Genomic DNA, 13876 nt, shown 5'->3' on the forward strand with positions numbered 1-13876 from the left:
ATCATCGCGCCGACGAGCGCTCGCGCGAGGAGCACGACACAGACGGGAGTCAGGCATGAGCACCCAACGCGTCGCGATCGTCATCGGCGGGGCCTCAGGAATCGGGTGGGCCAGCGCGCAGGCCCTGGCCGCCGACGGCTGCCGCATCGTGGTGGCCGACCGTGACGCTGACGGCGCCGCAGCCCGGGCTTCCGAACTCGGTGCACCGCACACCAGCTCCTACGCCGACGTCACCGACGAGGACTCGGTGCAGAAGCTGTTCGAGACGGCCGGGCCGGTCGATATCGTCCTCAACTGCGCGGGGTTCAGCAATGTCGGCCTGATCACCGACCTGGCGGTCGAGGACTTCCGGTCTGTCGTCGACGTCTGCCTCAACGGCGGATTCATCGTCGCCAAGCACGCCGGCCGCAACCTGCCCGAAGGCGGTGTGCTGGTGTCGATCTCATCTCTGAACGGGCGCCAGCCCGCGGCCGGCATGAGCGCCTACTGCGCGGCCAAGGCCGGGTTGTCGATGCTGACCCAGGTGGCCGCGCTGGAAATGGGGCCCCGCGGGATCCGGGTCAACGCGATCGCGCCGGGATTCGTGAAGACCCCGCTGACCGATCCCGCGGCGATGATCCCCGGCGTCGTCGAGGAGTACGTCGAGAACACCGCACTGGGCCGCAGCGGGACCCCCGAGGACATCGCCGCCGCCGTGGTGTTCCTGTGTTCACCGCAGGCGTCGTGGCTGACCGGCGAAGTACTCGACCTGAACGGCGGCGCGCACCTCAAACGCTACCCGGACATCCTCGGACACGTCATGAAGCTGGCCCAGGCGTGACGAGCCTCGCAGGCAAGCAGGCGCTGGTCACCGGCGCCGGATCCGGCATCGGCGCGGCCATGTGCCGCGCGCTGGTCGCCGCCGGCGCCGAGGTGCTCTGTACCGACATCGACGAGGACGCCGCGGCCGGCACTGCGGCACCCCTCGGCGCCCGGTCAGCACGCTTGGACGTCACCGATGCGGCCGCCGTCCAGGCCGCGGTCGACGGTGTCGTGGAGCGGGCCGGACAACTCGACCTGATGTTCAACAACGCCGGCATCGTCTGGGGCGGCGACACCGAACTGCTGACCCTCGATCAGTGGAACGCCATCATCGACATCAACGTGCGCGGCGTCGTCCACGGTGTCGCCGCGGCGTATCCGCAGATGATCCGGCAGGGCCACGGCCACATCATCAACACCGCCTCGATGGCAGGCCTGGCCGCCGCGGGCCAGCTCACCAGCTATGTGATGACCAAGCACGCCGTCGTCGGGCTGTCGCTGGCCCTGCGTTCGGAAGCCGCCGCCCATGGCGTGGGCGTGCTGGCGGTGTGCCCGGCCGCGGTCGAGACCCCGATCCTGGACAAGGGTGCGGTCGGCGGTTTCGTCGGGCGCGACTACTTCCTGCAAGGCCAAGGGGTCAAGACCGCCTACGATGCCGACCGGCTGGCCGCCGACACCCTGCGCGCCATCGCCCGCAACAAGGCCATCCTCGTCAAACCCCGTCGCGCCCATGCCTCCTGGCTGATCGCCCGGCTGGCTCCGGGCCTGATGCAACGGCTCTCGATGAAATTCGTCGCATCCCAACGCGCCGGCCAGGCCGCCCACCGCTCCACACCGGGCACCAACGTCACCCTGGAGTGACGCTCAATGCCGACCGTCACGCCGGCGTGGCGATAGGGTCACCCCAACGGCGGGAAGGGGCCCGATGAAAGACGAGTTCAGCCTCACCCAGAAGCGGGCACTGGCAGTCGTGACCGTGCTGGCCGTGTTGCTCGGCGCCTACTTCCTGCGCGGCTTCTTCGTCCTGATCGTGATGGCCGCGGTCGGCGCGTATCTGTTCACGCCGCTGTATCAACGGTTTCAGCGCCGCATGGGCACCGGCCTTTCGGCCACGCTGACGGTGCTGGTCGCCATCCTGATGGTGATCATCCCGGTATCGCTGGTGGTGTTCATGGCCATCGTCCAGGTGACCCAGCTCGTCAACACGGTCAGCACCTGGATCGCCGACACAGATGTCAGCACGCTCGGCGACCGGGCCCTGCAGCTGGTCAACTCCCTGCTGGGACGGGTGCCGTTCCTGGACATCCACCTCACCGCGGATTCGTTGCGCGACACCGTGGTCAAGCTTTCCCAACACATCGGCGAGTGGCTGCTGGGCATTCTGCAGGGCGCGGTCGGCGGCATGGTCGGCGCGATCACGGCGTCGATCATCTTCCTGTACGTGTTCATCTCGATGCTGGTCAACAGCTCCGAGCTGGCCACGCTGATCCGCAGGCTGAACCCGCTCGGCGAGGAGATCACCGACCTGTACCTGGCCAAGACCGGCGCCATGGTGAAGGGAACCGTCAAGGGGCAGTTCGTGATCGCGTTCTGCCAGGGCGTGGCCGGTGCCATCTCGATCTACATCGCGGGATTTCACAACGGCTTCTTCGTCTTCGCGATCCTGCTGACCGCACTGTCTGTCATCCCGCTCGGCGGCGGGATCGTCACGATTCCCTTCGGCATCGGAATGGTGTTCTTCGGCAACATCATCGGCGGCATCTTCGTGGTGGCGTTCCATCTGCTGGTGGTCACCAACATCGACAACCTGCTGCGCCCCTGGCTGGTGCCCAAGGCCGCCCGATTGGATCCCGCGCTCATGCTGCTGGCGGTGTTCGCCGGCATCTCGATGTTCGGATTCTTCGGTCTGGTGATCGGGCCGGTGCTGATGATCATCATCGTCACCACGGTCAGCGTCTACCTGGCGGTCTTCAAGGGCGTCGAGCTCGAGACGACCGAACCCGACGAGCCGGGACAACGCCCATGGCGACGGCTGTGGGATTGGGTTCAGAAACGGCTCGGGGGCAAGACCGATGCACCCCGAGCCGAATCAAAAGCCAAAGCCGAGAGCTAGTTCGCGCTCAGCCGCTCGGTGAGAAACGCCACCACCCGCTTGCGCGCCTCATACGCGGGATGCCCGTCGACCTCGCGCACCTGATCAGTGAGCACCGAATGCGCGGACGCCGGGATGCCGTCGGGATTGCCCTTCTTCGAGTTGATCTCGATGACCTCGAAGGCGTCGCCGAGCCGGGCCTTGAGGGTGGCGAACCGCTCCCCGGGGGCCATCCGGTCCTGGCTGAACCGCAGGGCCAGCGCGCACAAACCGTCGTTGGCGACCCGCTGTTCGATGACCTTGAGCTCGGCCTCCGACATGCCCGGATCGCGTTTCTGCGCCGCGGTCAGGGCCACCGGCACCGACGGTTGACTCAGCACCGGCGCCAGCACGCTGTCGTCCACCGCGGCCGCGAGCGCGAACCCGCCGGTGAAGCACTGCCCGATGACGCCGACGCCCTTACCGGGGGTGTTGGCGTTGAGATCGCGGGCCAGGGCCCGCAGGTAGTGCGCGACGGGACGGTCGGCGTTTGTCGCGAATGCCGCGAATTCCTTTGTCACGCAAGCTTTCACCATGACCGGAATGGCACCCGGCCGGACCGCGGCCGCGCCGGGGGTACCGAACAGCGACGGCGCGGCCACCGTGAAACCGTTGTCCACCAGATGATTGCCCAGCGCGAGGACGCCGGGATGCAGGCCGGGAATCTCGGGAATCAGGACGACACCGGGGCCTTCGCCCTTGCGGTACACGTCGTAGGTCTGATCGGCGGCGGTGAACGGGGTGGCGGTCCACCCGGTGAGATCTGCAACTGGCGACGACAACGCGGGCTCCATCCGGTAGTGCGTCACGGCCTCTTGATCGGCAGCGGCGACTGCTTCTGCGTCGCACTCGCCAGCGTACGGTACTCATCAGTACCACCGGCGCCCGTGATGGCAACCTGCGCCGGTCCGCGCAGCCTCGTCGTCCACACCGGTTCCGGGTCGCTGCTCTCGTAGACCACCCAGGTCACCCCGTCGACGTCCTCGGTGCCGGATGCATACGAATCCGGTTTGATCGAGGCCACCAGGGCGGCCTCGTCAGCATTGCTCTGGGTCAGGCTCAGGTACTTCCCGTTAGGTGCCAGGTAGCCGATGCGCGAGGAGACCGCGCGGCCATGTTGGCCGTCGGGCAGCGTCAGACCGCCGTCGATGCCGTGGCGGCTGCCGGAGTTGGGCTGCCAACCCTCGGGCAGCTGGGGCAGCCGGATCGGGATCTTCAGGGTGTCGGCGTCAGCCTGCAGGGCGGCCGGCGCATCGAATTCCGGGGCAGGGCCGGCCCCGGGCCCACCCGCCTGGAACGAGCACATGCCCAGCATTCCGGCCAGGACGATGCAGGCCACGACCAGCGGGGCCATCGACCAGAACATGTCCCGGCCGTCCTGCAGCAACCGCGGCTTTGCCGGCTTCGGGACCGGGGTTGGCTCAGACGTCGGCTCGGTGGACATGTCCGTCAGTATCCCAGCTCCCAAACGCTGACCACGTTCTGGGACAATCTGGGCCATGAGTCCCACGCGGGGAGAAGCCCCGGATCGCAACCTTGCCCTCGAACTCGTCCGGGTGACCGAGGCCGGCGCCATGGCCGCAGGCCGCTGGGTCGGTCGCGGCGACAAGGAGGGCGGGGACGGGGCCGCCGTCGACGCCATGCGTGAACTGGTCAACTCGGTGTCGATGCGCGGCGTCGTGGTGATCGGCGAGGGCGAGAAGGACGAAGCCCCGATGCTCTTCAACGGTGAAGAGGTCGGCAACGGCGACGGACCGGAGTGCGACTTCGCCGTCGACCCGGTCGACGGCACCACGCTGATGAGCAAGGGCATGCCCAACGCCATCTCGGTGCTCGCCGTCGCCGAGCGCGGCGCCATGTTCGACCCGTCGGCGGTGTTCTACATGAACAAGATCGCCGTCGGCCCCGAGTGCGCCGACGCCATCGACATCACCGCCCCGATCGGCGAGAACATCCGGCGGGTGGCCAAGGTGCGCGGCGCCTCGGTCAGCGACCTGACCGTGTGCATCCTGGACCGGCCGCGGCACGCCCAGCTGATCGAAGATGCCCGCTCCGCCGGTGCCCGCATCCGGCTGATCACCGACGGTGACGTCGCCGGTGCGATCTCGGCCTGCCGCCCCAACTCGGGCACCGACATCCTGGCCGGCATCGGCGGGACGCCCGAGGGCATCATCGCCGCGGCCGCGATCCGCTGTATGGGCGGCGCCATCCAGGCCCAGCTGGCGCCGACCGACGACGCCGAACGCCAGAAGGCCATCGACGCCGGCTACGACCTGGACCAGGTGCTCTCGACCGACGACCTCGTCTCGGGTGAGAACGTCTTCTTCTGCGCGACGGGCGTCACCGACGGTGACCTGCTCAAGGGCGTGCAGTACTACCCCGGTGGCTGCACCACCCAGTCCATCGTGATGCGGTCCAAGTCCGGCACCGTCCGGATGATCGAGGCCTACCACCGGCTGACCAAACTCAACGAGTACTCCGCCATCGACTTCACCGGCGACAAGACCGCCGCCTACCCGCTCCCGTAACTCGCTAGAAAGGCCAGTATGAGCACCGACAACGCTGTCGAGGGTGAATTCCGTATCGAGCACGACACCATGGGCGAGGTCCGCGTGCCGGTCAACGCCCTGTGGCGGGCGCAGACCCAGCGGGCCGTGGAGAACTTCCCGATCTCCTTCCGCGGGCTGGAGCGCACCCAGATCCGCGCGCTGGGCCTGCTGAAGGCAGCCTGCGCGCAGGTCAACAAGGACCTGGGCCTGCTGGCCGCCGAGAAGGCCGACGCCATCATCGCCGCCGCAGGCGAGATCGCCGACGGCCTGCACGACGATCAGTTCCCGATCGACGTTTTCCAGACCGGCTCGGGCACCAGCTCGAACATGAACGCCAACGAGGTCATCGCCTCGATCGCCGCTCGCAACGGCGTGACCGTTCACCCCAACGACGACGTGAACATGTCGCAGAGCTCCAACGACACGTTCCCGACGGCCACCCACATCGCCGCCACCGAAGCCGCTGTGCGCCACCTGATTCCGGCGCTCGAGGTGCTCCACGAGTCGCTGGCCGCCAAGGCCAAGCAGTGGAAGACCGTGGTGAAGTCCGGCCGCACCCACCTGATGGACGCGGTGCCGGTGACGCTCGGCCAGGAGTTCGGCGGCTACGCCCGTCAGGTCGAGGCCGGCATCGAGCGGGTCAAGGCCACGCTGCCCCGCCTGGGTGAGCTCGCCATCGGCGGGACCGCGGTCGGCACCGGGCTCAACGCCCCCGACGGCTTCGGCCCCAAGGTGGTCGAGGTGCTGGTCAACCAGACCGGGCTGGCCGAACTGCGCACCGCCGCAGACTCGTTCGAGGCCCAGGCGGCCCGCGACGGGCTGGTCGAGGCGTCCGGCGCGCTGAAGACCATCGCGGCCTCGTTGACCAAGATCGCCAACGACGTGCGCTGGATGGGCTCGGGCCCGCTGACCGGCCTGGGCGAGATCCAGCTGCCGGACCTGCAGCCGGGTAGCTCGATCATGCCGGGCAAGGTCAATCCCGTTCTGCCCGAGGCGGTCACCCAGGTGGCCGCCCAGGTCATCGGCAACGACGCCGCGGTCACCGTCGGCGGCCTGTCGGGCGCCTTCGAGCTGAACGTGTACATCCCGATGATGGCGCGCAACGTGCTGGAGTCGTTCACCCTGCTGGCGAATGTGTCGAAGTTGTTCGCCACCAAGTGCATCGACGGCCTGGTCGCCAACGAGGACCACCTGCGCACCCTGGCCGAGTCGTCCCCCTCGATCGTGACGCCGCTGAACTCGGCGATCGGCTACGAGGAGGCCGCCAAGGTCGCCAAGCAGGCCCTCAAGGACAAGAAGACCATCCGCCAGACCGTGATCGACCGCGGCCTGATCGGCGACAAGCTGTCGGAGGCCGAGCTGGACAAGCGCCTCGACGTGCTCGCCATGGCGAAGGTCAAGGACGGCGAGTAGCCCTCGCCTTCTCTGCCCGAGCAGACGTGAATGTCCCCGCACGCCCGGCGTGTCGGGGACATTTGCGTCTGCTCGCCAGGTAAATATCACTCGGGAAGCGGTGCGGCCCAACGCAACACGGTTCCGCCACCGGGCCGGTCGGTGATGGTGAACTGGCCACCGGCACTGAGGGCACGAGCCCGCAGATTGCCCAGGCCGCTCTCGGTGACCTCGGCGGCGATCCCGCAGCCGTTGTCGGACACCTCGACCGACAGGTCGTCGGCCACCTCCACCAGAACGGCGAGTTCGGTTGCCCCGGAATGACGTACCGCGTTGCTGATCGCCTCGCGCAGCACCGCCTCGGCATGATCGGCCAGGGTCGCATCGACCACCGACAGCGGCCCGACGAACCGCGTGCTGGTGTGGATCGGTGCGTCGGCGAACTGGGCGATCACCTCATCGAGGCGCTGCCGCAGCCGCGTCGTACCGGCCTGGGCGCCGTGCAGATCGAAGATCGCGGTCCGGATCTCCTGGATGACCGCCTGCAGATCGTCGACGGTGTCGGTGAGCCGTTGCTGGACCTCCGACGACTGTGCCCGCGGGATCGTGCCCTGCAGCGAGAGGCCCACCGCGAACAGGCGCTGGATCACGTGATCATGCAGGTCCCGGGCGATCCGGTCGCGGTCGGCGAGGATCTCCAGCTCACGCACACTGCGCTGCGAGCTGGCCAGCTGCCAGGCCACCGCGGCCTGGTCGGCGAACGCCGCGGCCATGTCGAGTTGCTCAGCGGTGAAAGTCCGGGCGCCGTCGGCACGCACGGCCACCAGTACCCCGGCCACGGTGTCGAAGGTACGCAGCGGCAGCACCAGCGCCGGGCCACCCGAGCCGTCCAGCTCCAGGCGGTCCAGCCGGTGCGGGGTGCCGTCACGGAACGCCTCGCCGACCGCGTCCCCGGCGGCGTGCCGGCCCACCGGAATCGAATCGATGGTGGTCGGGCTGCCCGCCGTGGCGGCCACCACGAGGGCGTCGGCCTCGCCGGCCGGGACCTCGCTTTCGGGTACGGCGACCACGATGCGGTCCGCACCGGTCAGTTTGAGCGCCTCGTCGGCCACCATCCGGAACACCGTCGCCGGTTCGGTGCCGCTCAGCAGTTCGGTGCCGATGTCGCGGGTCGCCGCGATCCAGGCCTGCCGGTCGCGCGACAGCTGGTAGAGCCGCGCGTTCTCCACGGCGACACCGGCAGCCGCGGCCAGGGCCTCGACGAGCACCTCATCGTCCTCGCTGAACGGCTGCCCGTTGGTCTTGTCGGTGAGGTACAGGTTGCCGAACACCTCGTCGCGGATCCGCACCGGGACACCGAGAAAGGTCCGCATCGGCGGGTGATTGGGCGGGAACCCGACCGAAGCGGGATGCCGGCGGATGTCGTCGAGGCGGATCGGCTTCGGATCGTCGATCAGTACGCCGAGCACACCACGCCCCTCGGGCAGATCCCCGATCACGGCCCGGGTTTCGTCGTCGATGCCCTGATAGACGAACTCGGTCAGCTCGTGGTCGTCGCCACGCACACCCAACGCGCCGTAGCGGGCGTCGACCAGCTCGATCGCGGTCCGCACGATGGTGCTCAGCGTGAGCTCGAGGTCCAGGCCCGAGGTCACCACCAGCATGGCCTCGACGAGGCCGTCGATCCGGTCGCGGCCGGTGATGATCTCCTCGACGCGGTCCTGGACCTCGGTGAGCAATTCGCGCAACCGCAGCTGCGAGAGGGTGTTCCGCAACGGAGGAGTTCGCTGTTCATCGTCGGGGTGGGCACCGTGACCAGTCACGTCCACCATGCTGGCACTACCGGCTGCAACGCACCAAGCGCGTCCGGGTCGTCACCCCGCCACCGGTTCAGGTCCGAACCGGAACCGGCGACCCGTGACCCGGACCGGTGACACGCGTACATAGTGCGTCTTCGCCGTCGCCGTCCACGGCAGCAGCTGGGCCTGCTCGGCTTCGTCGAGTTCCTCGTCCGTGCGCAGGGTGCGTGCGACACCTCGCACGATCACGCTCCAGCCTTCGGCCGCGGTGTGATCGTCGGCTTCGAACACCACCTGGTTGTTGATCGCGGCACTGATCAGTTTCGTGCCCGCCGCGGTGCGGAACAGGATGGTTCGGTTCTGCACCACGAAGTTCACCGGGAAGACGTGTGCCTCGTCGTCGACCGCGGTGACGAGGCGGCCGAGCGACACACTGCCCAGCAGCTCCCAGTTCTCGCGCTCGGACAGAATCGAGACCGGCTCACTGCGCGTTGACGTTCCGGATCCCGAGACGGTGTCGACATCATGGCTCATAGCCCGAGATTATTGCCGCGAGGATCGCGGCACCATGGGCGAAAGCCCCGACCATTAGGGACCAAAGACCCTGGGAGCCAGGACTACTGGCGGTGGCGGTCCAGCGTCGAGGCGAATACCGCGGCCTGTGTGCGGCGTTCCATGCCGAGCTTTGCCAACAACCGCGACACGTAGTTCTTGACGGTCTTCTCGGCGAGGAACATCCGGGCTGCGATCTGCCGGTTGGTCAGCCCCTCCCCCAGCAGATCCAGCAGCACCCGCTCCTGCTGCGTCAGCCCGGCCAACGGGTCGGAACGCTCGGCGTCCCCACGCAGCTTGGCCATCAGGGCCGTGGCGGCGCGATTGTCCAACAACGACTTCCCGGCCCCCACGTCCTTGATCGCCTTGGCCAGCTCCATGCCCTTGATGTCCTTGACCACATAGCCGCTGGCGCCGGCCAGGATGGCATCCAGCATGGCCTCGTCGGAGGTGAACGAGGTCAGCATCAGGCAGCGCAGATCGGGCATGCGCGACAACAGTTCCCGGCACAGCTCGATACCGTTGCCGTCGGGCAACCGGACATCGAGCACCGCGACGTCCGGCGCCAGCGCGGGCACCCGGGCCAGCGCCTGGGCCACCGAATCGGCCTCGCCGATCACATCCAGCTCCGGGTCGGCGCTGAGCAGGTCGATCAGCCCGCGGCGAACCACCTCATGGTCATCGACCAGAAAAACTCTGATCATCCCCCGAGTCTCACAATCGGGGGCGCCGATCGCAAGTGAGCACCGCGCAACCCGAACGCGCCACGGCGCTCTGCAGCCCGGCCGAATCCTGCTGGTCCGCACCGAGCACGAGCACCTGGGCCGACTCCGGATGTGCCGTCAGGTATTCCGCGATGCTGCCGTAGCCGTCGATGCTCTGCGCATCGAGGTCTGGCGAACGCTTCAGCGCACGGTTCAGGCGGCGCTCGAGCTGTGCGGCCGACAACCGGTCGCGCTCGGCGACGGCGGTCTCGTCGTACATCTCACGGTGCCGGGCTCCCCAGGTGGTCAGCACCCGCAAAGGCGCCCCGAGCCGCACGGCTTCGTCGATCGCGGTGTGCAGGGCGTCGTTGCTGGCGGTGCGGCCGTCGGCTTCGACCACGACGGCCGCACCAGCGGTGAGAGCAGTGGCGGAGGCGGGATCGATCAGGGTGTCTGTCATGGGTCAGCTCCTATCGGGACGGTCAGGATTCGAAGGTCAGGAAGGCCTCGACGGCGCGGCGCGGAGTGGGCGGCGGCGCGTCGGTGATCGTCGGGGCGATGCCGATCCGCACCAGCAACTGCGGACAGGCGTCGCGGCCGGTCAGGGTCGCGATGATGTCGCGGCTGGCGTGCAGTTCGGTCACGTGGCTCACCGGGCAGGTGGCCAGGCCCGACACCGTGCATTCCAGCAGCAGCGCCGAGAGCGCCTCGCCGGCATCGAGGGCGTCCGCCCGGCTGTAGCCGTCGGTGGACAGCACCACCAGGGTGGCCGAATCGTCGCGAACTGTGGGGCGCCGATCGGTGTGTGAGGTGACCGGGAAAGTGCGTGCCACCGCGACGCGCTCACTTTCGGCGGCCGACACCAGCGAGCTCTGCGGGATACCGTCTTCGGTCGCGAACGGTGTTGTCCACCAGGCAAGTTCGGCGTGGTAAGCAGAATCGTAGAGCCGCAGCGACTCGGTCAGCTCGGCGGCCTCGGCCACGGTTTCGCGCATCTCCTCGGCCAGCACGTCCAGGTGTACCGGGCCTTCGGCCAACCGCGCCCGCAGCAGTACCTCGAAGGCATCCCAGTCCGCGTACCCGGTCATGGGCAGCCGGTCGGTGCGCCGGGCCAGGATCGCGTCAGCCCTCCGCCGGTGGGCGTCGGTGACGAAGGACATCGGCGAGAACTGCAGCGTCGCCAGGTGGTCGGGGTCGTTCGGATTGGGGAAGCGGTCGACGGCGGTATCCCAGCCGGCCGCGGCCATGGCGACGCGCAGGTGGTCCAGGAGCACTCCGCAGCTGATGACCGCTTCACGCGAGGACCGGTCGGTCGCACTCACCACCCGGTACGGGTCGAGGAACAGGTGCAGGCAGTCCTGTTCGGCCACCAGGCGCCAGGGTTGGGTGTTGTGCAGGGAGGGTGCACGCGATGCCAGCTGCACCGCACGGGTGAGGGTCGCTGTATCGGACATCGTGTCGGGCATACTTCAAGCCTCGTCGTGCCCGGGCCCGCCGGTTAGGGTCTTTGGTCCTCAAACCGACGCGATGTGCGTCTCATGCCCCGTTGTTGGGACCGCCCGAATTCGCCCCGGGGATGTCGGTGATCGGGAAGTTCGGCATCGGAGCGGGCGAGGGTGTCGCGGGCAACGGTGGGATCTCCTCCGGCGGGATGTCCTTGAGCGCCTCGGCCGGCGGCACGGGCGGCCCGTTGTCGCGGCTCCCGTAGCTGGTGCCGGGCTCACGTTCACCGAGCATGTGGCTGACGGTCACCAGGTGGTAGCCATTGGCCTTGAGCACGGGGATGAACTGTTGCACCAGATCCACGGTGGACGAGTAGGTGTCATGAAAAAGTACGACATTGTTCGGCTTGATCTGCGTCATCAGCATGTACCGGGTGGCGGCGGTGTTGGCGTCGTTGGCCCAGTCGAACGGGATGACGTCCCAATTGATGTCGGCCAACCCCTGCTTGCGGGCCTCGGCCAGGACCTGGTCGTTGATCAGCCCGCCCGCCGTGCGCACCAGCTTCGGCCGCTGGCCCGTTGCGGCCTCGATGGCGTCGCTGGCCTTACTGAACTGGGCCGGGATGTCCTCCGGCGGGATGGTCGTCATGTTGGGGTGTTCCCAGGTGTGGCTGCCCAATTCCATCCCGGCCTCGACCACCCGCTTGGAACCCTCGGGATTGGCGGCGACCTTGTTGCCGATCTGGAAGAACGTCGCCTTTGCGTCGTTGTCCTTGAGGATCTGCAGGAGCCGGTCGGTGTACGGCCCGGGCCCGTCGTCGAAGGTCAGTGCGATGCACTTCTCCTCGGCGCAGTCCACGTCATCGGGGCCGTCCCGGTGGATGTGCCCGGTGAGTGCCCCCACCACCAGGACCACGACGGCGGCTGTCACGCCGACTACCGTCCACCGCCACGCCTGACTGTTGGGGAGCCTCGCCACCCCGGCAGCCTACCGGGCCGGCGATTTGGGTGCGTTTACCGGCGATGAGCGCCGGTAAACGCACCCAAATCACTCAGGGGCTCAGGGCAGGGCGCCGGGGCTGAACTCCTCCAGCATCTCGGTGACGAGCGCGGCGATCGGCGAACGTTCACTGCGCTGCAGCGTGATGTGGGCGAACAAGGGGTGGCCCTTGAGCTTCTCGATCACCGCCGCGACACCGTCGTGGCGGCCCACCCGCAGGTTGTCGCGCTGGGCCACGTCGTGGGTCAGCACCACCCGCGAGCCCGCACCGAGCCGTGACAGCACGGTCAGCAGCACATTGCGTTCCAGTGACTGCGCCTCATCGACGATGACGAACGAGTCGTGCAGGGACCGGCCCCGAATGTGCGTCAGCGGAAGCACTTCCAGCATTCCGCGGGCGAGTACCTCCTCCAGCACCGCCGGGCTGGCCAACCCTTCGAGGGTGTCGAAGACAGCCTGGGCCCACGGACCCATCTTCTCGCTCTCACTGCCCGGCAGGTAGCCGAGATCCTGTCCGCCGACCGCATACAGCGGACGGAACACCACGACCTTGCGCTGAGTTCGCCGTTCCAGCACGGCTTCCAGACCCGCGCACAGAGCGAGCGCGGATTTGCCGGTGCCTGCCTTGCCGCCGAGCGAGACTATGCCGACAGACTCGTCGAGCAGCAGATCGAGGGCGACGCGCTGCTCGGCTGACCTTCCCCGGAGGCCGAACACTTCGCGATCACCACGCACCAGCTGCACACGCTTCTCGGCGTTGACCCGCCCGAGCGCCGACGAACTGCCACCCAGCAACCGAATTCCGGTGTGGCAGGGCAGATCCCGAGCCTCGGTCAGATCGATCTCGCCGTCGGAGAACAGCGTGTCGATATCCTCTGGCGCCACATCGAATTCGGTCATCCCGGTCCACCCGGACACCACGACATCCTGCGCGTGGTACTCGTCGGCAGCCAGGCCAACCGCACCGGCTTTGACGCGCAGCGGGATGTCCTTGCTCACCAGCGTGACATGCTTACCCTCCGCAGCGAGATTGGCCGCACACGCGAGGATCCGGGTGTCGTTGGTCTCGGTACGGAAGCCCGTCGGCAACACCGACTGGTCGATGTGATTCAACTCGACCTGCAGTGTGCCGCCTTCTGCGCCAACAGGAATCGGCTGATCCAGCCGTCCGTGCTCAAGCCGCAGATCATCGAACATCCGTAACGCCTGCCGAGCGAACCAGCCCAGCTCATGGTGATGCCGTTTGGCCTCCAGCTCGCTGATCACGACCAGCGGGACCACCACTTCATGCTCGGCGAACCGCGTGCATGCCCATGGATCGGACAGCAACACGGATGTGTCGAGCACATAGGTACGGACAGGAGTATCAGTCACGTGGCGCTCCTAGAACCCGCGCGGCCCCACACGAGTTGCTCGGTGGACACTGCGGCACCAGGACCGGAGCCGGTCCTCTCGAGATCTAACCGATCGGTACCGTCCGGACAGCAGAGCATGTCGCTAGCCATC

The 13876-nt window shown here is 67.8% G+C and carries 14 protein-coding genes; 5 read left to right on the plus strand and 9 right to left on the minus strand.

Annotated features, from left to right (window positions below; translation table 11 throughout):
- Positions 1–55: 55 nt before the first annotated feature.
- The 3 genes from TX88_RS21425 (at position 56) to TX88_RS21435 (ending at position 2914) form a co-directional block, all read left to right on the plus strand.
- Positions 56–820, plus strand: coding sequence for an SDR family NAD(P)-dependent oxidoreductase (locus TX88_RS21425; protein ID WP_044519930.1), 765 nt, complete (start codon positions 56–58; stop codon positions 818–820).
- A complete protein-coding gene (locus TX88_RS21430; protein ID WP_084622050.1) occupies positions 817–1662 on the plus strand; it encodes an SDR family NAD(P)-dependent oxidoreductase in 846 nt (281 codons plus the stop codon). Before TX88_RS21425 ends, TX88_RS21430 begins: the two co-directional genes overlap by 4 nt.
- Before the next feature lie 64 nt (positions 1663–1726).
- Complete coding sequence (locus tag TX88_RS21435) at positions 1727–2914, plus strand: AI-2E family transporter (protein WP_044519931.1); 1188 nt, start codon at positions 1727–1729, stop codon at positions 2912–2914.
- Here the strand turns inward: TX88_RS21435 and TX88_RS21440 are convergent.
- Positions 2911–3714, minus strand: a complete 804-nt coding sequence (locus tag TX88_RS21440) for a dienelactone hydrolase family protein (protein ID WP_044521559.1) — start codon at positions 3712–3714, stop codon at positions 2911–2913. The genes TX88_RS21435 and TX88_RS21440 overlap by 4 nt on opposite strands.
- A gap of 23 nt (positions 3715–3737) precedes the next feature.
- Complete coding sequence (locus TX88_RS21445) at positions 3738–4376, minus strand: DUF4245 domain-containing protein (RefSeq protein ID WP_044519932.1); 639 nt, start codon at positions 4374–4376, stop codon at positions 3738–3740.
- 55 nt (positions 4377–4431) lie between these two features.
- On the opposite strand from TX88_RS21445, the gene glpX reads away from it, so the two are divergent.
- On the plus strand, positions 4432–5460 hold the full coding sequence (glpX, locus tag TX88_RS21450; RefSeq protein WP_044519933.1) for a class II fructose-bisphosphatase: 1029 nt from the start codon (positions 4432–4434) through the stop codon (positions 5458–5460).
- Between the two features lie 18 nt (positions 5461–5478).
- Entirely contained in the window at positions 5479–6894 is a 1416-nt protein-coding gene (locus TX88_RS21455) for a class II fumarate hydratase (RefSeq protein ID WP_044519934.1), read from the plus strand.
- A gap of 86 nt (positions 6895–6980) precedes the next feature.
- Here the strand turns inward: TX88_RS21455 and TX88_RS21460 are convergent, their stop codons facing one another.
- The 7 genes from TX88_RS21460 to TX88_RS21490 form a co-directional block, all read right to left on the minus strand.
- Positions 6981–8705 (minus strand): sensor histidine kinase, encoded by a 1725-nt coding sequence (locus tag TX88_RS21460; protein ID WP_044519935.1) that lies wholly within the window; start codon positions 8703–8705, stop codon positions 6981–6983.
- Between the two features lie 42 nt (positions 8706–8747).
- Entirely contained in the window at positions 8748–9206 is a 459-nt protein-coding gene (locus TX88_RS21465) for a pyridoxamine 5'-phosphate oxidase family protein (RefSeq protein WP_044519936.1), read from the minus strand.
- Positions 9207–9289: 83 nt separating this feature from the next.
- Positions 9290–9928: a hypoxia response regulator transcription factor DosR/DevR gene (gene dosR / locus TX88_RS21470; RefSeq protein WP_044519937.1), complete on the minus strand. Its 639-nt coding sequence runs from the start codon at positions 9926–9928 to the stop codon at positions 9290–9292.
- 10 nt (positions 9929–9938) lie between these two features.
- Positions 9939–10388: a universal stress protein gene (locus TX88_RS21475; RefSeq protein ID WP_049925249.1), complete on the minus strand. Its 450-nt coding sequence runs from the start codon at positions 10386–10388 to the stop codon at positions 9939–9941.
- A 22-nt stretch (positions 10389–10410) separates the two neighbouring features.
- Positions 10411–11394 carry an Acg family FMN-binding oxidoreductase gene (locus TX88_RS21480; RefSeq protein ID WP_044519938.1) on the minus strand — a complete coding sequence of 328 codons (984 nt, stop codon included), beginning with the start codon at positions 11392–11394 and terminating at the stop codon, positions 10411–10413.
- Positions 11395–11464: 70 nt separating this feature from the next.
- Positions 11465–12349: a polysaccharide deacetylase family protein gene (locus TX88_RS21485; protein ID WP_044519939.1), complete on the minus strand. Its 885-nt coding sequence runs from the start codon at positions 12347–12349 to the stop codon at positions 11465–11467.
- Between the two features lie 81 nt (positions 12350–12430).
- Positions 12431–13744: an RNA 5'-3' helicase PhoH2 gene (locus TX88_RS21490; RefSeq protein WP_044519940.1), complete on the minus strand. Its 1314-nt coding sequence runs from the start codon at positions 13742–13744 to the stop codon at positions 12431–12433.
- Between the last annotated feature and the right edge of the window lie 132 nt (positions 13745–13876).

This window comes from Mycolicibacterium septicum DSM 44393, assembly GCF_000455325.1.
In the GTDB taxonomy this organism is placed as follows: Bacteria; Actinomycetota; Actinomycetes; order Mycobacteriales; family Mycobacteriaceae; genus Mycobacterium; species Mycobacterium septicum.